This window comes from bacterium (genome assembly GCA_040757115.1).
In the GTDB taxonomy this organism is placed as follows: Bacteria; UBA9089; CG2-30-40-21; order CG2-30-40-21; family SBAY01; genus JBFLXS01.
On record JBFLYA010000056.1, the window covers coordinates 1 to 19,587 of the forward strand.

Consider the following 19,587-nt stretch of genomic DNA (forward strand, 5'->3'; position numbering starts at 1 on the left):
TAAAGAAGTAATCATAATTGGTCTCCTTTTTATGTTAACTTTAGTGGTATCAACCACTTAGATAAAGTATAGCATAGAAGGAGGCCAATGTCAATCATTTTTGTTAAAAAATCTACAGATTTTTTAATAGATTAACTACTGATATATCAAGGGGTTAACGCTATTCTGGTTAGCTCACTTGCCGATTGCAGGTATAAATCTACCATAAGTGTAGGTGAAGGAGGTCTAGCTTATTTACCTTTTACCACCTTTCAGAAAATATTCAAGACATTGTCACCCCAGATGATTTATGCTCAAGCAATAAACTCATCTTCTATAGAAGAGGCTTGTGCTCAAACTAAAAGGGTATTAATGTTTAGACATAAACAAAAAGGGGTAGAATTTGTTGCCCATTCGTTGGTAGAAACACTTCAGGCTACTCAACGACTAATCAGATTAGCTACCTTAGTAATTGGCGGAATTGCGGCTATATCTTTGATAGTTGGAGGAATTGGAATAATGAACATAATGTTAGTTTCGGTTACAGAGAGGACTAAAGAGATAGGCATAAGATTAGCCATTGGAGCCAGAAAGAGGGATATTTTATGTCAATTTTTAATTGAGGCAGTAGTATTAAGTGTAAGTGGTGGGGTAATTGGAATTATGGTAGGAATAATCATTGATTATTTCGTCGCACCATTATTTAACGTGCCTATAATATTCCCACTCTGGGCAATAATAGTAGGTTTTATATTTGCGGTCATTATTGGAATACTATCAGGATTTTACCCGGCTAAAAAGGCAGCAAACCTTACTCCGATTGAGGCATTGAGATATGAGTAATCTGGAGACTGAATAACCAAAGAACTAAAGGATTGAAGAACAAATGGATAAAGTAATCATCAGTTTAGAAAACATATCAAAGATTTATAAATTAGGTAACAATGTCTATGTAGAGGCATTAAAGGATGTATCTGTAGAGATTAAAAAGGGTGAATTTGTGGCTATTATGGGTCCATCAGGTTCAGGTAAATCTACTCTCCTTAACATTATTGGTTGTCTGGATAGACCAACTCAAGGGGTTTACTTGTTAGAAGGAACAAATGTGTCTAAACTTTCAGACAATCAACTTGCAGAGATAAGATTAAAGAAAATAGGTTTTGTCTTTCAAACATTCAATTTACTCAATAGATTTACTGCCTTACGAAATGTAGAATTACCTCTTATTTATACCGGTATTGACCGTAGAGATAGACAAAACCAGGCATTAAAATTATTAGAAAAAGTTGACCTGAAGATAAGGACAAATCATAAACCGACAGAATTATCAGGTGGAGAGGCACAACGAGTCGCAATTGCCAGGGCATTGGTTAATAACCCAGGGATTATATTAGCGGATGAACCAACCGGGAATTTAGATACTAAAACCTCTACGGAAATTATGCAAATTTTTCAAAGACTTAACCAGGAAGGAATTACTATCCTTTTAATTACCCATAATGAACTAATTGCTAATTTTGCTCATAGGAAAATATCTCTTTTAGATGGTGAGATAAGTAAAGGACAAGCGTAGTAAGTAGAGAAGGTAAGTAATAGCGAGTCTTTTTGTGTTTTCTTAAACTGATAGGAATTTGATAATATGTAAAGATGGGCATCCTTTAATAGATTGACAGGTATGTTATACTGATATAACAAAATCTAAAAGGTAATGTCAAAAACTTTTACCTAAATTCCTTTTAACTCTCTATATTTTTAGACAGTTATGTAAATTGGGCTTGCCTCCCCCCATTTTTTGTGATATAATGGGAAAAAATATATGTGTCTGGTTTCTCTCAAAACCACTAAAAGAGCAAGACAGCAGAATATTGTCTCTGGCATCATCGTTACAAAGAGAAAAACCTAATAAAAGTTTCCCAAAACATATACCTTAATCTGTCAAAAAGCAACTTTTATCCATTTCCGATTTTTTCATAATTCTTTCATGTTATTTTTGACACTACCTTATGTCAACAGCCTGTCAAGGTTTGACTCTAAGCCACTAAGCCATATTCTTTTATTTTCTTCTGTAGGGTTTTACGGTCTACTCCAATGGCTTTGGCGGCTTTTGTCCGATTACCGCCAACTTCCTGTAGGACTTTAATCAACAATTCCCGCTCAAGTTGTGCCTTTGCTTGATATACTGACTCTTTAAATGATAGATTCTTCTCTTTTGCCTTAATTATATTATTTGGAATATCCTCAATATCTATTTTATCACCTTTAGCCAACACTACCATTCTTTCAACTACATTCTCAAGTTCTCGAATATTTCCAAACCAATCATATGAAGTCAATAATTCTTGTGCCTCTTTTGTAATCCCAAGTATATTTTTATTAGTCCGAAGATTAAATATCTTTAAAAAATGCTCTAATAAAATAGGAATGTCATCCTTTCTTTCTCGCAAAGGAGGTAAAAATATTGGGACAACATTTAGTCGATAGAACAATTCTTCTCTATATTTTCCTTCTTTAACCGCCTTTTCTAAATCACGATTAGTAGCGGCAATAACCTTGACATCTACTTTGATAGTTTTAGTGCCTCCAACTCGTTCAAACTCCCTTTCTTGCAACACACGCAGTAACTTAATCTGCATAGGTATATCCATCTCTCCCACCTCATCTAAAAATATAGTTCCTGTATTAGCCAGTTCAAATCTACCCAGTCGTTGGTTTATTGCCCCTGTAAATGCACCCTTTTCATGTCCAAATAATTCACTCTCTAATAGATTTTCTGGTAATGCCACACAATTAACTGGTATAAAAGGTTTATCTTGCCGCAGACTTAATCGATGTATTGCCTTTGCCACTAACTCTTTACCTGTCCCGGTCTCGCCTCTAATCAGAACAGTAGTATCGGTTTTAGCTACCTGGTTAATTAATTCATGTATCTCTTTTATCTTTTGACTTTTGCCAATAATCTCGTCAAACTTTGCCTCTTTTTTTATTTCTTTATGTAGTTGAAGTGCCTTTGAAACAACTATGGTTATCTCATCTAATTCAAAAGGTTTGGTGATATAATCATAAGCCCCTTGTTTCATTGCCTCAATTGCTGTCTTAAGAGTTCCAAAGGCAGTAATCATAATCACAATTACATCCGGGGAGATTTTCTTAGCCCTTTTTAAAAGCTCTAATCCGTCCATCTGAGGCATCTTTAAATCAGTAATTATTAATGAGAACTCCTGTATTGGTTTATTTAGTGCCTCTTGCCCATTCTTGGCAGTAGTTACTAAGTAACCTTCTTTAGTAAGAATAGTAACTAATGCATTGCGAATTTTTTCCTCATCCTCTACTACTAAAATCTTTTTCTTCATCCTGGATTATCCTTAAAAAATTAGTAATTATTCAGGTGTAAGCAAGGAAAAATGGAAAAGTTGGAAGTAACTATTCACCACGAAGAGCACGAAGGACACGAAGATTGGACAGAACAAATCTCTTTATGCCTTCTTTCAATCTTTCCACATTGAAATTTATCAATAGATCAACCTTGATATTTGCCAATTTCATATATGGTAATGGGTCAGTGAAATGGGGGATTCTCCTGAAAGTAGGAAGTAGGAGAGTAGGAAAGTAGGAAAGGGGGAGACATTACCCCCAGAAGAGGAATACCGGGCACATCCTTTAGCCCTTTCCTACTTACCTACTACCTACTTGCCTACTATTTTCATTGCTCTGTCCTCCGCAGGTTAATGTTCATTCCCCCAAATAACTGACTTATTACCATATATGTCAATATTTGAGCTTCATGAATTCGATAATTCATCAAATTTCACTTCGTGCTCTCCGTGCCCTTCGTGGTGAATAGTTACACTACCTTTAACAGTAATCGGTTTTCTTCATATCCTTTTACCACAAGATGGCTATCGTGAAATACTTTGATGGTCTCTTATTCACGAAATCAAACCCTAAATCTCCACTTTCATCAAGATATAAGTATAGCATCTATACCTTCCTTACCTTTCTCTTTATAGGACGCAGATGACCGCAGATTGTCAGGATAAAGAGGATGATGTCAAGCAATTCAATTTCGGCTCTCTTATGAGCCTGTGCCTCTTTGACCTGAACGAATCAATAAATTCAAGAACGCCTCCTTAAATCCCCCTTTATCTTCTCCTTTCCCTTCGCTTATCTCCCTTCCTTAAGAGTTGAATAATATGGCGATGGGACGGTGGGATATACTCTGTTCTTTGAGATAGTTTGCTGTTGTCTGTTGCACCAGTGTGTCTTCATTTAAAGAAGTCATAGTTTTTCCCTTTTAGTTTCAAGTAATTTTTTAACCTCTCGGTCAAAGTCGGATTCAAAGAGCCGATCTTGAACAATCCTATATTTTTCGTATTCGCTTTCCGCTAAAGCAAGGGCTACTTCATGGCTGATTTTACCGCTATCTTGTAAAATTTCCTTTTCATTGAATTGCAAGAAAGCATCCAGCTTTTCCACCCAATCTTTCATATACATAACAATGCCTTTTTGCGCCTGCATTTCAGCATAGTCCAGATACATCGTTACAATACGGTTAAGGCTGTCTAACTCCTTTTCGTTTAAATAATTTTTGGCTATGCCTACATCCATTTTGCGGATTGCTCCTTTGGGGCTGTTTTTCCAGGAGGTTAACCCCATATTAGGCTTTTTGCTGTCAACTCTCTGGTAAATAATTTCCGCAGCAGTCTGGCCGCTTATCGCAAAGTGTAATTTATTCTGCACCGTGGCAAAAAACTGTTTGGTTATATCGGTATTGGGATCATAATCAGCGCTGCATTGAGCGTAAATATCCGTGATCTTTTGATAGAACCTCCGCTCGCTGCTGCGGATATTTCTGATGCGTGCCAGTTGTTCTTCAAAATAATCCTGTCCAAAAATATTGTTTGGATTTTTCAACCGCTCATCATCCATAGCAAAGCCTTTAATGATGTATTCCTTGAGCACCTGCGTCGCCCATTTCCTAAAATGCGTTGCTCTTAGCGAATTGACCCGATAACCTATGGATATAATTGCGTCAAGGTTATAAAACTCTACTTTTCTTGATACTTGTCTTTGACCCTCTTTTTGAACTTGTGCAATTTTTACACAAGTTGAATCTTTATTCAGTTCGCCTTCAGAAAAAATGTTTAGAAGATGTTTGGTAACCACACTTCTGTCCACATCAAAAAGCTCGGCAATCTTTGCCTGTGTGAGCCACACGGTTTCATCGCGTAAGAATATCTCCACCTTTACCTTACCGTTTGGCGCGGTGTAGAGCAAAAATTCCGTGAAGCTGTTTTGTGGAACAATCTGCTTGTTTCTTCCCATTCTTTACACCTCGATTTCTCCACTCATCAGCCGCGGCAGGAGCAAATCGCGGGCTTGAGCGAGTTTTTGGTTTTGGTCAAACAAAGTCAGAATTTCATCGATCATGGGTTCAACAATTGCGCCGAATTTATCGATTGGGATAATTATCACTATATTTGGCTCACGGTCATCTTGAACCTTTAAAATATGTTTGTAACCGTTCAGGGCTATACATTAGAAGTGTAAACAAGGAGAAATGGGGAAAAGGGAGAACTGGAGAAATGGCTCAAACTTTTTCTTGCTCCACCCTTCGGACATCAATCCTGGAATCTGCGAAATTTACCAGTAACCCTATTTCTTTATCCACTGCTCTAATGTATAATCTAACCTGATTATAATACTTCCCACTTATCTCCTCAACAGTTTTAATCTCTACCACAATCTCATCTTCAACAAAAAGATCAAGTCTATGAATCCCAACCTCAACACCTTGATAGAATATCTTGACTTCTTTTTCTGATTCAAAGATGATGTTGTGTCTTGCAAACTCAACCTTCAAAGCATTGTGATAGATGCTCTCCAGAAAACCAGGTCCTAATGTCGTGTTGAACAAATAACGCACGGAATTCGATTCTGGTAACTGGTGATTGGTAACTGGTAATTAAATACCGTTGGGCTGAGCTCAGGACGAAACTATTTAACCAATTACCAATTACCAGTTACCAATTATCCGTTTGCAGGTTACGAAACCTGATGATGCCCCGTGCAAAACTTACTCAACACGACACTAACTTTTTATGGACATTAATACAGGCATTAATAATCCTATCAGTTAACTCTTCTTTTCTCCATTTCTCCATCTTCTCCCTTTCTCCTTATTTTTATCCTACCTGAACCCTTACAAAAAATTGGTAACTATTCACCATTCACAATTTCTTCCCTAAATTTCCTTAATAATGGTGAATTGTGAATTGTCAATTGTGAATGGTGAATTATCACTCTTCACGGTGTTAAGCAAACCTGGTCCAAGAGTTCGATGCACCGCTATAGCGCATCCAATGACTCTATTCGATAATTCATCAAATTTCACTTCGTGCTCTCCGTGTCCTTCGTGGTGAATAATTACCAAAAATTATAAATATCAATTTTGGAGTGCGAGAGTAGGAGAGATATTATCTACTTGCTCTATCTTTGGCAGACCAAAGCCTTACTTCTGCGGTAACCCTCAAAGCGGTGGCAAGCCACAGCACTCCATAAACCTTAACCGCTTATAACTCTTGTCCCTTTGGATATTGGTAATGTAAAATAAAATGTACTGCCTTTATTTAACTCACTCTCTACCCAAATCTTGCCTTTGTAGTGCATTACAATCTCTTTACATAAAGCTAATCCCAATCCTGCTCCTTGATATTCTGAGGGAAGAATATTATCCTCTACCTTTTTAAACTTCTCAAATATTACCTCAAAATTTTGTGTGGCAATCCCGATACCCGTATCTTTTACGCTAATTTGAATCGCTTCTTTAGGTTCTTTTAGTAGTACTGCTTTAATTTCTACTAATCCGCTATCTTTATTAAATTTAATCGCATTGTTTAACAAATGGGTCATTAGTAGAGTAAGTTTTTCCTCATCTGCGATTAAAGCAGGTAATTTTTCTTCTAAATCGGTTTTTATCTCAATATTTCTTTCCCTGGCAAATGAATTAACTGCATCAATTGCAGATTTTACAATCTCCTCGATTATTAACTCCTTTTCCTCAAATTCCATTTTACCCGCTTCCATCATTGTCAAGTCCAACAGGTCATTAATCAATGCAGTTAACCTATCAATTTCACTATTGATTATATTCAAATATTCTACTCGTGTTTTAAGATTTCCATCAAGGTCAGATAATAATAATTGAGTGAATGCCTTGATAGATGTTAAAGGTGTCCTTAACTCATGCGAAATAGTGGATAAAAAATCAGACTTTGCTAATAATAGTTCTTTGTTTTTATTAGTCAATGTATCTTCTGTTTGCATCTCTTCATTCCTTAATTTATTGTAACCGTTCAGGCTATATATCAAAAGTGTAAGAAAGGGGATAAGGAGATAAGGACGATATGGAGATAAGATAATAGAAATAGATTGAAATTTATAGAAATAGGTAGAAATTGATTGTGGGAAACAACAAATTTCCATAAATTTCTATTAGTTTCTACTAATTTCAATTTTTTTAATAATATCCCCTTATCTCCTTTATCTCCATATCTCCTTTTCTTACACCACCTGAACGCTTACAATTTATTTTATAATCCTTCTTCACTTAACTTTATTTTATAATAGCATATTTTATTGGAATTGTAAAGAAAAATTAAAAAATTATTGACAATAACATAATTAATGGATATAATTTTTAGTTAGAATAATAAAAAATAATCACACAAAGAACACAAAGATGGAATATCAAGAATAGTCAATGGAGAAATAGAATAAATCTTTGTGTGCTTTGAGGCTTTGTGTGAGAAAATAAAAGAAAAATTATAACCAATCGCTGCACTTGACCCTCGCTTCGCTCGGGCAGGTGAGCTTGGTTGTTATCTGTCATGAGGATGTGAGATAGATGAAAAGTTTGAAGATAGCTCTCTGGATTTGTGGCATAGGGTGTTTGACTGCTATTCCATTTATGGTATTGCCATGGGCAATGATAGAAAATATCTATCGGTGGTTTGGCTACGAACCAATTCCTGATGTCCCATCGGCAATGTACCTTTTTAGAATTGCTTGTGGGGTCTTTGGATTGATTGGTGTATATTTCATAATCCTTGCTCGAAATCCTCTGCGGTATGGTCCAATGCTGATTTTGAGTGCATATGGTCTGATATTCTTTGGCTTGTTGTGCTTGATTGTTGGGCTGACTCTGGGAATGTCTCCTATGTTTTATATTGGAGATGTACTATTTACCTTAGTGCTTGGGATTATAATTGCTATCCTTTCTTCTAAGGCACAAAGGATTTCGGGAGTAGAGGAAGAAACGGGCACCAGCAGATAACGAATTAAGAATTTGTGTGGAGCAACGCCGACACACAATTCTGGGTTGAACTAACGCAATGGAGTATTATTTGGAATTTGAATAAAAGGCTATTTTGTATTTGGCGGGTTTAGTTGTCTATTTTTGAGACTTCTATAGTCCGCTTTAATCCAGGTGTGAATGATTTTAATCAGCATAAATGGCAAAATCCCCTTGAAAAATCTATAAACTAACCACAAGTCCCAAATTGTGAACGCTCTCTAACTAACGCATTACCACAATACTAAATTTTAAGTTGACAGAATGTGTTGGTTTTGGCAGCGGTGAGGTGTGTAGAATTAAATCCAGTCAGGGCGAAGGTGGTAGAATCAGCGTGGGAATATAAGTGGTCAAGTGCTGGTGCCCATGTAAGAGGTAAAGACGATAAGTTAGTAAAGGCAGGAGTAACTATTCAGCCACTGATTAACACGGATTAGCACGGATAAATACAGAGGGCAGAAGGCAGAGGAGGGCAGAGCCGGGGTGTCCCCCGCTGGCGGGGGTTAGGGGGTGGAAATTTCCTCTACTGGCAGAGAATCAAGAAGGATAGAAGATAAAAGTCAGAAGGAGAAAAACCCTTCAGTCTTCAGCCTGATTACGGACACGGAAAACGGACACGATTCACGAATTTTCTGTGTTTCATCCGTGTTCATCCGTGGCTGAACAATTACAGGCAGGAAGGCTATTAGAGGTAATAAGTGATTGGAGTGGATTTTTGGGGAATGGATTAAAAGAGGAGGAGATGGAAGTTATGCGTAGTCACAGATGCACCGGCAGAGTGCTTGGTAGTGAGGAATTTATAAGACAGGTAGAGGTGGATATAGGACTGGTCTTATGTCCATTGAAACGGTGACCAAAGGGTCTATGGAAGAATAAATAATTTAGTATTGTGTCCCCGAAATTCCCCAGAGGAACAAAGAGGAGGAACTTATTATGCCTGAAAAAGAAATTCAAGCAACACCTGCACCACCAGATACTAAAACCTGGCTTGAATATTCATGGAAATTACAACAGGATATTCCCAACCGTTTTGAAGATGCCGCCAAATTCTTAGCCACTATTATCTCTCTTTCCTTAACCATTATTATTACCGCCATTGACAAACTCAAACTCATCCTCATCCATCCTATCTGGCTCTTTGTGGTGCTTGTATTCTGGCTTAGCTCACTAATATTTGCTTTCTTGGTGCTATTTCCTGAAAAATATAGGTTCCATTCCCAATCTGTGGACAGTATTAAATCTGTCCAGGCAAAAATTGTCCAAACAAAGCAGCGCCGATTCATCATCTCTACGGTGCTCTATTTTATCCCGCTTGTGCTCCTGACATTTTTATATCTCATCTCTATTATGGAGGGTAAACCATGAAAAAGGTAACTCATACCGTAGTCTGTCCATACAACAAAGACCACAAATTCCCTGTTGTCCTGGAATTAAAGGATGAATCAAAGGGCACTAAAAGCTCTATAGACACATTCTGCCCTTTTTGTGATAAGATTGTTCGGGTAGAGATTGAGGGGGAATTATCACCTGATACTGTGATTATGCGCGGCAAGGAGGAGTACCTATGATATTTAAGCGGATTGAGCTGAAGCTGTCAGATACTGAAACTAAAGCCCTGAAGGCAAGTTTTGGCAAAGCAATTGCTTCCATAGAAAGTGCCGGTCGGCTGCATAAAGGCAGCTCTCTGGATATCAGCATGTTGGATGAACTTCGCACAAGCCTTTCCAGCATCGTTAAAAAGACCCCACCTCTTGTTTCTATCCTTGAAGACATCTCAAAAAGCAATAATTTTTACCACATCAATCTATACCACCTTGATACAGAGATTCTGAATATACCCTGGGGAATAGCTATTGACCCTGTGTCTGACCGGCCACTTAACCAAAATCCTCAGCTCTTTATAAGCAAAAACACACTCCTGGCTGAGCCGAGACCTAAACCACCAACCCCCGGCCCACTTAAAATCCTGATCATGCTCTCTTCTCCCAAAGATATAACTATTGAAGGTCGGCTGAATTATGAAGAGGAAGAGCGGCTGATTCTAAGTGCCTTTGAGCCACTGTTTACAAGTGGCCAGGTGCAGGTGGACTTTACTGATGATGGTTCTCTTTCCTCACTTAAACGCAAGATTGATAAGAATAACTACCATATCCTGCATTTTAGCGGCCACGGTATCTTTGATGAGGAAAAGGGGGAAGCCCGCTTGCTGCTGGAAGATGCCTTGAGCCTGAAGGCAGAATATGCTAAGCCTCTGGAATTTGCCGAGGCGATTCTTAAAGATGACCATACCATTCCCCTGGTTTTCCTCTCTTCCTGCCAGAGTGCCCAGGCAAAGTTTGAAAAAGGTATGGCTGGGCTCACTGGCACATTATTGCAAAAGGGCATCACGGCAGTGGTCTCCATGGGTATGTCCATTTCCGACCAATATGCCACTCTGTTTGCTTACCATTTTTATCAGAAAATAGCTGATAAAAAGACCCTGACCCTGCCTGAGGCATTTGCCTATGCCCAGAACGAGATAAGAAATGCAGAAGCCAATGAAATTATTCGCCAGGGGAATTGGCAGCGACAGCCAGCCCAGTGGATAATCCCCAACCTATACCTCAGTTGTGACACCCAAATTGTTGACTGGGACAATAAAGACTTTGAGCCACTGGTGCCGGATGATACAAACATCATCTTTGCCAATACTACTATGGGAAAAACAGGTATAGAAAAAGACCAGTTTGTTGGCCGCCGGGAAGACCTTGCCCGGATTATGCCTGTTTTGTATGAGAAAAAGCATGTTCTCCTCAATGGCCAGGGAGGTATTGGCAAGACAACTATGGCCCGTAAGCTTATCCTGAGGCTTATTGCCTTTCAACCTGATCTAACTCCCTTTATCTTTAACCAGGAAGGTACAGAGTTTGCCTTAAGCACTGTCCTTGACCAACTTAAAAGATTCTGCCTACGAAAGGACAAAATACAATGGGTGGATGCCCTGGTGCATCTTAAGGATAATCTCATAGAACAGATCAACTTCTTGCTGGACAGGATAGGCAGGGAATTTAAGGTTGTCCTGCTCTTTGATAATGTGGAATCATTCCAGGATGAGCGAACCGGGGAGTTTCTCTCAGACCATGAGCCAACCCTCTCAGTAATGGCCTATGCCGCCAAACACCCAAAGATTTTCACCATCTTTACCTGCCGCTATCCGATAAAGGAATTAGAAGAAGCCCTGATATCCTTTGATTTAAACGATATTGAGCTTAACGACTTTATCCGCAAATGCTATAACCTTGAGCTAAAGCTTGACCAGAACCAGATGGAATTCTTATACCAGGCCATTGGTGGTAATTTCCGCTATATCGAGTTTTTCCATAAGGCATTTTCTAAGGCAGATAAGGAAATGGACAAGACCCTTGAGGAGTTTGAAGAAAAGGACAGAGAAGTGACTAAGGAGGTCTTACAGAAGATGGCTGAGAATCTGATCTTTGATAGACTCTGGGAAAAGACATGCCCGAAAGAGAAAGAGCTGGCTAACCTCCTGTATCACTTTAGCCTGCCTGTGATTGAAACAGCCTTTCACCTGCAAGGTTATCCTGCTGATGCCTTGAAAGCACCCCTTGAGCACCTTAAAGACCTCACCCTTATTCAGGTCTATCTGGACCGGGAGCTAAGTCTTGTCTATTACTTTATGCCGCCCTTAGTCAAAAACCTTCTGAAGCGTATCAAGGTAATAGAAAAGATGCCTGCCCAGTTTCACGAAAATGCCGGCAGATACCATTATTACATGCTCTCCGAAGTCCAGCATGGTAACATAAACGAGCTTGAAGCAGCCTTCTGGCAGTTTTATCATGCCAGGAACAAGGAGCGGATGGATGAACCTGGCGATCGCCTGGCCTGGTTTTACTATAGCCGCTCATTCTACGAAAACTCATTAAAGGTCTGCCAGGCAGTTTATGAGTTGTTTGGAGAAGATATGCCCTGGTGGTGTGGGAATAGAATGGGAACTATTTTTTTAAGCACCGGGCAATATGACCAGGCTCTACCATTTTACGATAAAGCCCTTAAGGCATTTGATACCCTGCCCACCCTTACTGATGAAGACAAAGAGAATAAAGGGGCAACCCTGAACAATATCAGTCAGATTTGCTCTGCAAGAGGAGATTACGATACCGCTCTTGACTATCTTAACCGCTCATTAAAGATATTCAAGGAAGGTGGGAATAAATATGAAGAAGGGGCAACCCTGAACAATATCAGTAGTATTTATTATGCAAGAGGAGATTACGATACCGCTCTTGACTATCTTAACCGCTCATTAAAGATTCGCCAGGAAATCGGGGGTAAAAGTGGTGAAGGCACAACCCTGTCAAATATGGGCAGCATTTCTTATGGCCGAGGAGATTATGATACCGCTCTTGACTATCTTAACCGCTCATTAAAGATTCGCCAGGAAATCGGGGATAAAAGTGGGGAAGGCACAACCCTGGCAAATATTGGTAATATTTTCTATGCAAGAGGAGATTACGATACTGCCCTTGACTATCTTAACCGCTCATTAAAGATTCGCCAGGAAATCGGGGATAAAAGTGGTGAAGGGACAACACTGAACAATATTTGTGCGATTTATCATGCCCGAGGAGATTACGATACCGCTCTTGACTATCTTCACCGCTCATTAAAGATTAGCCAGGAAATCGGGGATAAAAGTGGACAGATTCCAACGCTTCACAATATCGCTATGATTGAGGCTGAAAGGGAAAATATGGAAGCGGTATTAGAACTGGAGATGGAGGCTTACCGACTGGCTGTGGAAACAAACGATGCCATGGGGTTGTTTCAGGTAGGGCAGGTATTTGGGCAACTGTTGGTTGGTATAGGCCAAAGAGAAGAAGGCACAGCCATTCTGCAGCGGGCGTTTGAGATTGGCCAGGCAGCCGGACTGCCTGGTACGGAACAAATCAGGGATATTTTAGCCCAGCCTGGTGTGTAGGTTAAGCAAGTCGGAGTGAAGAAATGCCAGCTATCACGGATGAGCAGCCCGGTGTGGGTATGTACGCTTAAAACGGAAGAACGCCGTACCAGATCTCAACATTTATCAATGATTTTTTGCTTGACTTAGCCATTTCTATAGGCTATAATATAGAACTGGTGGAGGGAAGAATTTTTGTAGGGATGAGAGGAGGTATAACAGCAATATGACTTTACAGGAGATTATGGCTGATATTCACGCACTTCATGAAGATTTGGAAGCATACGAGCGCAAGTATGGAGTGCTTTCGGAAACATTCTATGAATCCTACACCAGCGGGGAAGAGCCAGAGGATGATGACTGGGTGTTAGATTGGGCTGACTGGGCTGGGGCATACAAAATCATGCTCCGGCGCCGAGAACAATATTATCGGGCTATTCAGGACTTGCGAAAACAGTCACAAAGTCTGGTTAATGTTATTGAAAGGACGCTCCGTCATGAACCCATTCCAATCGCTTCATGACTATGAAGAATTCATTTATACCCTTAGACAATGCTTCCCTTCTGTTCAGAGGTCTACTCTAATAATTGTGCAACATGGTAAAAGGACAGCCACTCTACAGGGGGAGATTGCCTTTACCCAGGGATATCGGATCACGCTTAAAGAGCGCCTGTCATTTGACGAAGGGCCTGTTGTGATTGAAGATTATGGGTATGAATTATGGAATAAAGGGGACAAAATAGCCTGGTATGATGCACAACCGCATCCTGACGACTCAACCCTTGCCAGGACTTATCCTCACCATAAGTATATCCTTCCTGATATTAAGCATCATCGCATCCCTGCATCAAATATGAGCTTCTCGCACCCCAATTTGCCAGCTCTTATTCAAGAAATTGAAAAATTGTGACCTGTGCAGTTAAGATAAACCACGAAGGGCACGAAGACCACGAAGAAAAAATATCCACCTGTGCGGTTATAGCAGTTATTAACTGGAAGTTTACATAGGATAATATCCATAAATAAGGCATGAGAATAATCGTTCCGTTAGGAACATAATATCGGTAGGAATAGATAGACAAATCAATCAGTTCCGTAGGAACGATATATTGGTAGAAAATTTATGGAAAGCCATTTACCGATATATTGTCCCTACGGGACATTATTTGTGTGATATTTATTTCTACCGATATGTTGTCCCTATGGGACATTATTTGTATTTCTAAGTAAAGTTTTGAATAATAACTGCTATAGGTGCTTTATTCATCCCAAATTGGATACTGTTGTGGGGGGCTACCATGAGATTCAAGAATAATGGGGCTCTTGATTTTAGGGTCTACCGGGTCGATACGCTCTAATTTTACATCAAATTTCCAATTATCACCAAAATCATACAGGTAGGTCATAGTTGTACCAGGCTTAATGTCTAAATCACCAATAATCACTTCATCAGCCAATAATGGTTCCTCTTCCATATACGGATGATTTACATTGATAGAGACACCAAAACGATTTCTGTAGGTGAAACAGTAGAGGTGATCGAAGTCAAAATTAAAGGTTTTCAGAATAATGTTACTTAGACTTTGTAAGTCATTTTCGCCTGGTATGGCAATAAGTCGCCATACATTTCTCAGGGATACCTTAAAAATATAGATACCATCTTGAAACTCAGGCTTTGGAAGACTTAGATTCTTACGCCACTGTGGGAAAAAAGGCTGGATAATCGGTTGCAATTCCCCAAAACAAACATCCATTTCGCTTTCCTTGTAAAAATATTTCGGATGATTTAGCACATTACCGAGTAACTGCAAAAGTGCATCTCCAAATGGTGTTCGATGCACCATAGCAATACGCCATCCTTTTCCCTTTTCAGGTTTACCGTGCTGCACAGATATGCACCCAAACAGCTCTAACAGGGCAACAGTATATAATCCTATAATGTAACTTATAAACTCCTCTTTATCTTTATTTCCTACAAGTTTTAGTCCTTGAGCCGGTATCTCCTTGAAGAAACTTAACCACTTAAAGATAGGAATATCGAATGAGGTGCTGTGCTCTCCGAGAACTTCTGGATTTACTTTGAGTAGCCATGTCTCCAGCAGAGTAAAATACCGCTCTGTTGAGTTAAGTTTTTGCCACTCTTGAAGTACTGGCTCATTCAAAACTAAAACCTGTTCTGTCTTAGCTACTTCTATATATGCCAGCCTGGTAGTCCGTAACAAAAGGTACAGTCCATTTATATAAGGATATGACTTTTGAAGTGGACGGTCAAGACCAATCTCAATTGGATGGGTGAGTTGTGCATTGAGTTGACTTAGTAAGTCCATTGGCAAAAGATTATTTTTACTGCTAACCTGGCACCTCTTTGACCCTATAAAACCCAGTAGTATCTCAAAATCACGCAAAACAGTCCCCGGACCATTCTCATCAATAACCTGATTGCGAAGAATCTGTTTGTTTTCAGACGATAAAGAATGTATTTTGGGATTGTTCATCTTTATTACCCCCTTTTATCTATAAAAAATATTTCGACCTGTGAAATAGATCAACATGGGAAAACAAAATTATACCACACTACCTGGTGTCCGAAAAGGAGATAGGGAGATTAACTGTGATTCAGACATTGGACATCAGACACAAGACTATAGACTCTATTTATGCAGGAAATTAGCGACATTTGGGAAACCATCCTTAAAACCTCACTCCCTGAATTTTTTCCTAAGCAGAAGTATAGGCAGGTCTCCCAAGCCTTCATTCTTCTGCAATTTCTGCCCGCTTTAGTCTGATGTCTGATGTCTATAGTCTACTGTTTGAATCACAGGTAATCCTTCTTCACTTAACTTTATTTTATAATAGCATATTTTATAGGAATTGTAAAGAAAAATTAAAAATTTATTGACAATAACATAATTAATGGATATAATTTAATCAAAAGGAGTAATACTTAATGGAAGAGCTTAATCAGATAGAAAAAGAAGAGTTAGCTAAACGGATAAAATGGCTGATAAATATCAGATGGGTAGCCGCTACATTCCCATATTTTATATTTGTTTTATCTGCACAGCGTGGCGAGGTACAAATTGGCTTTCCTGAAATTTTTCCTTTAGTTGAATATGCACTTAATATATTTTATATCATAATGGTTCGATTAAAAAAATGTTTACGATTTATTGCCTATTTCCAATTAATTGTAGACTTACTTCTTATTACCGCAGGGGTACATTTTACAGGTGGCCTGGGCAGTTGGTTTGATATATTTATCTATTTTATAATCATTATTGCTGCCCGGGCTCTACTATCATTACGAGCAAGTATTATCTTTGCAGGTCTGAGCAGTATTTTATACACCACTATTATTAGTCTTGAATTCCTCGATATTTTACCACCAATATCTATCTTAGCATTTAAAACTCCTTTACCTGAAGATGTTGAATATTTTATCACCTCGGTAATTGTGCGGGTAGTATTTTTCTTCTGGATTGCTATCATAGCAGGACATCTGGCAGATATTATTCGCAAAAGGAGTGAAGAATTAATGGAGTCAAACATCAGGTCTGAAAGATTAGAAAGAACTAATAAAGAACTTGAAGAACTAAATAGAATGAAATCAGAATTTGTCTCTATTGTCTCGCATGAACTTCGGACACCTCTTACTACTATGAAAGAATTTGTCTCACTTATCTTAGATGAAATTCCAGGTAAGATTAATAAAGAACAAAATGAGTTTTTATCTATTATTAATGAGAACATTAATCGTTTAGCTCGATTAATTAACAATATGTTGGACCTATCAAGGATAGAATCTGGCAGGATGGAATTAAATCGTAAGGAAATTGATATAACTACTGTTGCAGAACAAGTAATTAAATTCCTACATGCTCAAGCAAAAGAGAAAAACATTTTAATAGAAAATTTATTACCTGCGGATTTATCTGTATATGCGGATATGGATAAAACCTCACAAATATTGACAAATCTTGTAGATAATGCTATTAAATTTACTCAAAAAGGTGGTAAGGTAACTATAGAAGGTAAAAGGGTAAATAATCAGGTACAAATTAGTATAATCGATACCGGGATAGGTATAGCAAAAGAGAGTATTCCCCAGATATTTGAGAGATTTCAACGGATTGAGCTTCTTGCTGACCAACAAGCACGAGGTACTGGTTTGGGACTAAGTATTTGTAAAGCACTTATTGAAATGCATCATGGTAAAATATGGGTAGAAAGTGAAGTAGGCAAAGGAAGTAATTTTACCTTTTCTTTACCTGAATTTGATGAAGATATATTCTTTAAAAATGCTTTGACGCAAAAATTTAACCGTGCTTTGCGAAATCAATTGTTTTTATCATTATTTATAGTAAGTATAGAGAGTGAATCTGGGGCGATTGATGGAATATTACAAGATGTAGAAAATGTAGTCAAAGAGATATTACGAGGGGAAACAGATGTAATTATAGGAATAAAAAAGAATAAATCGGTTCTCATTCTGTCAGAAGTAAACAGTAAAGATGCCTTGTCAATAAAAAATAGAATATTAAATGCATTAGTAGAACATGAATTTTTAACTCAAGAAGGTAAACATATCGATGTAACTATAAACTTAGGAATAGCTACTTATCCTGATGATGCGACTACTAAAGATGAATTGATGGCTAAAGCAAAAGAAGATTCGAAAAGGAGAAAACACCATGTCCAAAATATTAGTTGTAGATGATGACACAGAGCTTGTTGAAGCACTTAAGATTAGATTAGAAGTAAATAATTATAAAGTAATGACTGCGTTAAATGGGATAGAGGCATTAGATAAGGTATATAAAGAAATGCCTGATCTGGTACTTTTAGATGCCTGGCTGCCTAAGATGAGTGGGTGGGAGGTCTGCCGTAAGATTAAAGAAAGTGAAGAACTTAATTCTATTAAAGTGATTTTTCTTACTGCTCGGACAGAACTGAGTAATAGATTAATAGCCACTCAAATACTAAAGGCTGATGGTTATATCACTAAACCATTTAAATCAGAAAAGTTAATTGCTACAATAAAGGAAGTGTTAGAGGAAAATGTCAAAGAAAAAGGTATTAGTAATAGATGATGAGCCTTTCCTGGTTAAGGCATTAAAAATCAGACTGGAAATGTCAGGATATGAGGTAATTACTGCATACGATGGATTAGATGGATTGAATAAGGCAATAGAAGAAAGGCCTGATTTGATTCTCCTTGATGTGATGCTGCCTAAAAAAAATGGCTATCAGATATGTCAACGCCTAAAATCTGATGAACAATACAAACATATTCCTATTGTTATGTTAACTGCTAAGGGACAGAAGAGTGATAAAGAATGGGGAGAGCGCACAGGGGCAGATGTCTATATTACGAAGCCTTTTGATGATAAAGAATTATTAGCAAAAATAAAGGAATTATTGGGAGAATAGATGAGGTAAAGTCAAAAATCATAATGAATATATTGCTGTGATTCAGACACTGGACATCAGACACCACTGAAATTTGCAGGAATATGGGATTATGGAATGGGCTATCAATATTTAATTGGAGTAGTTCAATGAATACAACTCAAATTCAAACTAATTCTTTACAACAGACAATTGTTATTAAAAATAAGTTAGGGTTACATGCGCGAGCTGCGGCTGCTTTTGTTAAGATAGCACACGAGTTTCAATCAAAAATTCACCTTAAAAAAAATACTAATCCAGGTTGGGTGGATGGTAAAAGTGTTTTAAGTATCATGACATTAGAGGCATCATCTGGTAGTCAAATAATAATCAGTGCACAAGGACCTGATGCCAAACAGGCTTTAAATAAATTAATACAATTAATAAATGATAAATTTGGAGAGAAAGAATGACTTCTTCTATGGTAAAACTTAAAGGTGTAATTGCTTCACCAGGAGTAGTAATTGGTAAAGCTTATTTATTAGATATGGCTAATCTGCATGTAACTCGTAAAAGAATTCCTCCTGAGGAAATAGATAAACAATTAAGAATTTTATAGAGGCTGTCTCACGCACCGAAAAGGAGATTATGAAGGTAAATTAATAAACTATATAGAATGAAAAAAAATAGGGCTTCACGAAATTCCCTCACCCAAATATTATAGTTAATTGACAATTATCAATTAGCCATTATCAATTCACAATTAATATTTGATGTTGACAAAATGTAAGCGTTCAGGTGGTGTAACAAAAGGAGATGTGGAGATTAAGGAGATAGGGAGATATTATTAAAAAATTGAAATTAATAGAAACTAATAGAAATTTATGGAAATTTGTTGTTTTCCACAATCAA

At 38.0% G+C, this 19,587-nt stretch carries 20 protein-coding genes and 1 pseudogene; 15 read left to right on the forward strand and 6 right to left on the reverse strand.

Annotated elements, in window-relative coordinates; genetic code table 11:
* Window positions 1-282: 282 nt before the first annotated feature.
* Together AB1422_06665 and AB1422_06670 are read left to right on the forward strand one after the other, a co-directional pair.
* Window positions 283-822, forward strand: coding sequence for an FtsX-like permease family protein (locus AB1422_06665; protein MEW6619017.1), 540 nt, complete (start codon window positions 283-285; stop codon window positions 820-822).
* 43 nt (window positions 823-865) lie between these two features.
* A complete protein-coding gene (locus tag AB1422_06670; GenBank protein MEW6619018.1) occupies window positions 866-1,552 on the forward strand; it encodes an ABC transporter ATP-binding protein in 687 nt (228 codons plus the stop codon).
* A gap of 457 nt (window positions 1,553-2,009) precedes the next feature.
* On the opposite strand, the gene AB1422_06675 is transcribed toward AB1422_06670, so the two are convergent.
* From AB1422_06675 to AB1422_06695, 5 genes and pseudogenes are all read right to left on the reverse strand, one after another.
* Window positions 2,010-3,329: a sigma-54 dependent transcriptional regulator gene (locus AB1422_06675; protein ID MEW6619019.1), complete on the reverse strand. Its 1,320-nt coding sequence runs from the start codon at window positions 3,327-3,329 to the stop codon at window positions 2,010-2,012.
* A 70-nt stretch (window positions 3,330-3,399) separates the two neighbouring features.
* Window positions 3,400-3,531, reverse strand: a pseudogene (locus AB1422_06680) (GxxExxY protein).
* 723 nt (window positions 3,532-4,254) lie between these two features.
* Window positions 4,255-5,301: a virulence RhuM family protein gene (locus AB1422_06685; GenBank protein ID MEW6619020.1), complete on the reverse strand. Its 1,047-nt coding sequence runs from the start codon at window positions 5,299-5,301 to the stop codon at window positions 4,255-4,257.
* 265 nt (window positions 5,302-5,566) lie between these two features.
* Window positions 5,567-5,902, reverse strand: a complete 336-nt coding sequence (locus AB1422_06690; GenBank protein MEW6619021.1) for a GxxExxY protein — start codon at window positions 5,900-5,902, stop codon at window positions 5,567-5,569.
* A 638-nt stretch (window positions 5,903-6,540) separates the two neighbouring features.
* On the reverse strand, window positions 6,541-7,461 hold the full coding sequence (locus tag AB1422_06695; GenBank protein MEW6619022.1) for a HAMP domain-containing sensor histidine kinase: 921 nt from the start codon (window positions 7,459-7,461) through the stop codon (window positions 6,541-6,543).
* A gap of 421 nt (window positions 7,462-7,882) precedes the next feature.
* On the opposite strand from AB1422_06695, the gene AB1422_06700 reads away from it, so the two are divergent.
* From AB1422_06700 to AB1422_06735, 8 genes are all read left to right on the forward strand, one after another.
* Window positions 7,883-8,311, forward strand: coding sequence for a hypothetical protein (locus tag AB1422_06700; protein ID MEW6619023.1), 429 nt, complete (start codon window positions 7,883-7,885; stop codon window positions 8,309-8,311).
* A gap of 284 nt (window positions 8,312-8,595) precedes the next feature.
* The gene (locus AB1422_06705) at window positions 8,596-8,766 is read left to right on the forward strand and encodes a hypothetical protein (GenBank protein ID MEW6619024.1); all 171 of its coding nucleotides are present in this window, start codon (window positions 8,596-8,598) and stop codon (window positions 8,764-8,766) included.
* Between the two features lie 218 nt (window positions 8,767-8,984).
* The gene (locus AB1422_06710) at window positions 8,985-9,182 is read left to right on the forward strand and encodes a hypothetical protein (GenBank protein ID MEW6619025.1); all 198 of its coding nucleotides are present in this window, start codon (window positions 8,985-8,987) and stop codon (window positions 9,180-9,182) included.
* A gap of 80 nt (window positions 9,183-9,262) precedes the next feature.
* The gene (locus tag AB1422_06715) at window positions 9,263-9,694 is read left to right on the forward strand and encodes a hypothetical protein (GenBank protein ID MEW6619026.1); all 432 of its coding nucleotides are present in this window, start codon (window positions 9,263-9,265) and stop codon (window positions 9,692-9,694) included.
* Window positions 9,691-9,897 carry a hypothetical protein gene (locus tag AB1422_06720; protein MEW6619027.1) on the forward strand — a complete coding sequence of 69 codons (207 nt, stop codon included), beginning with the start codon at window positions 9,691-9,693 and terminating at the stop codon, window positions 9,895-9,897. The genes AB1422_06715 and AB1422_06720 overlap by 4 nt, the downstream gene beginning before the upstream one ends.
* On the forward strand, window positions 9,894-13,307 hold the full coding sequence (locus tag AB1422_06725) for a tetratricopeptide repeat protein (GenBank protein ID MEW6619028.1): 3,414 nt from the start codon (window positions 9,894-9,896) through the stop codon (window positions 13,305-13,307). The genes AB1422_06720 and AB1422_06725 overlap by 4 nt, the downstream gene beginning before the upstream one ends.
* Before the next feature lie 253 nt (window positions 13,308-13,560).
* On the forward strand, window positions 13,561-13,809 hold the full coding sequence (locus AB1422_06730; GenBank protein ID MEW6619029.1) for a hypothetical protein: 249 nt from the start codon (window positions 13,561-13,563) through the stop codon (window positions 13,807-13,809).
* The gene (locus tag AB1422_06735) at window positions 13,784-14,197 is read left to right on the forward strand and encodes a DUF6516 family protein (protein ID MEW6619030.1); all 414 of its coding nucleotides are present in this window, start codon (window positions 13,784-13,786) and stop codon (window positions 14,195-14,197) included. The genes AB1422_06730 and AB1422_06735 overlap by 26 nt, the downstream gene beginning before the upstream one ends.
* 349 nt (window positions 14,198-14,546) lie before the next feature.
* On the opposite strand, the gene AB1422_06740 is transcribed toward AB1422_06735, so the two are convergent.
* Window positions 14,547-15,782, reverse strand: coding sequence for a plasmid pRiA4b ORF-3 family protein (locus AB1422_06740; protein MEW6619031.1), 1,236 nt, complete (start codon window positions 15,780-15,782; stop codon window positions 14,547-14,549).
* A gap of 452 nt (window positions 15,783-16,234) precedes the next feature.
* Here AB1422_06740 and AB1422_06745 point away from each other — a divergent pair, with 452 nt between their 5' ends.
* The 5 genes from AB1422_06745 to AB1422_06765 all read left to right on the forward strand — a co-directional run bounded on the left by AB1422_06745 (window position 16,235) and on the right by AB1422_06765 (window position 19,294).
* The gene (locus AB1422_06745; protein ID MEW6619032.1) at window positions 16,235-18,004 is read left to right on the forward strand and encodes an ATP-binding protein; all 1,770 of its coding nucleotides are present in this window, start codon (window positions 16,235-16,237) and stop codon (window positions 18,002-18,004) included.
* Complete coding sequence (locus tag AB1422_06750) at window positions 17,979-18,377, forward strand: response regulator (protein ID MEW6619033.1); 399 nt, start codon at window positions 17,979-17,981, stop codon at window positions 18,375-18,377. Before AB1422_06745 ends, AB1422_06750 begins: the two co-directional genes overlap by 26 nt.
* The gene (locus tag AB1422_06755) at window positions 18,346-18,717 is read left to right on the forward strand and encodes a response regulator (GenBank protein MEW6619034.1); all 372 of its coding nucleotides are present in this window, start codon (window positions 18,346-18,348) and stop codon (window positions 18,715-18,717) included. Before AB1422_06750 ends, AB1422_06755 begins: the two co-directional genes overlap by 32 nt.
* A 128-nt stretch (window positions 18,718-18,845) precedes the next feature.
* Window positions 18,846-19,148, forward strand: coding sequence for an HPr family phosphocarrier protein (locus AB1422_06760; protein ID MEW6619035.1), 303 nt, complete (start codon window positions 18,846-18,848; stop codon window positions 19,146-19,148).
* On the forward strand, window positions 19,145-19,294 hold the full coding sequence (locus tag AB1422_06765) for a hypothetical protein (GenBank protein ID MEW6619036.1): 150 nt from the start codon (window positions 19,145-19,147) through the stop codon (window positions 19,292-19,294). Before AB1422_06760 ends, AB1422_06765 begins: the two co-directional genes overlap by 4 nt.
* Window positions 19,295-19,587: the final 293 nt, after the last annotated feature.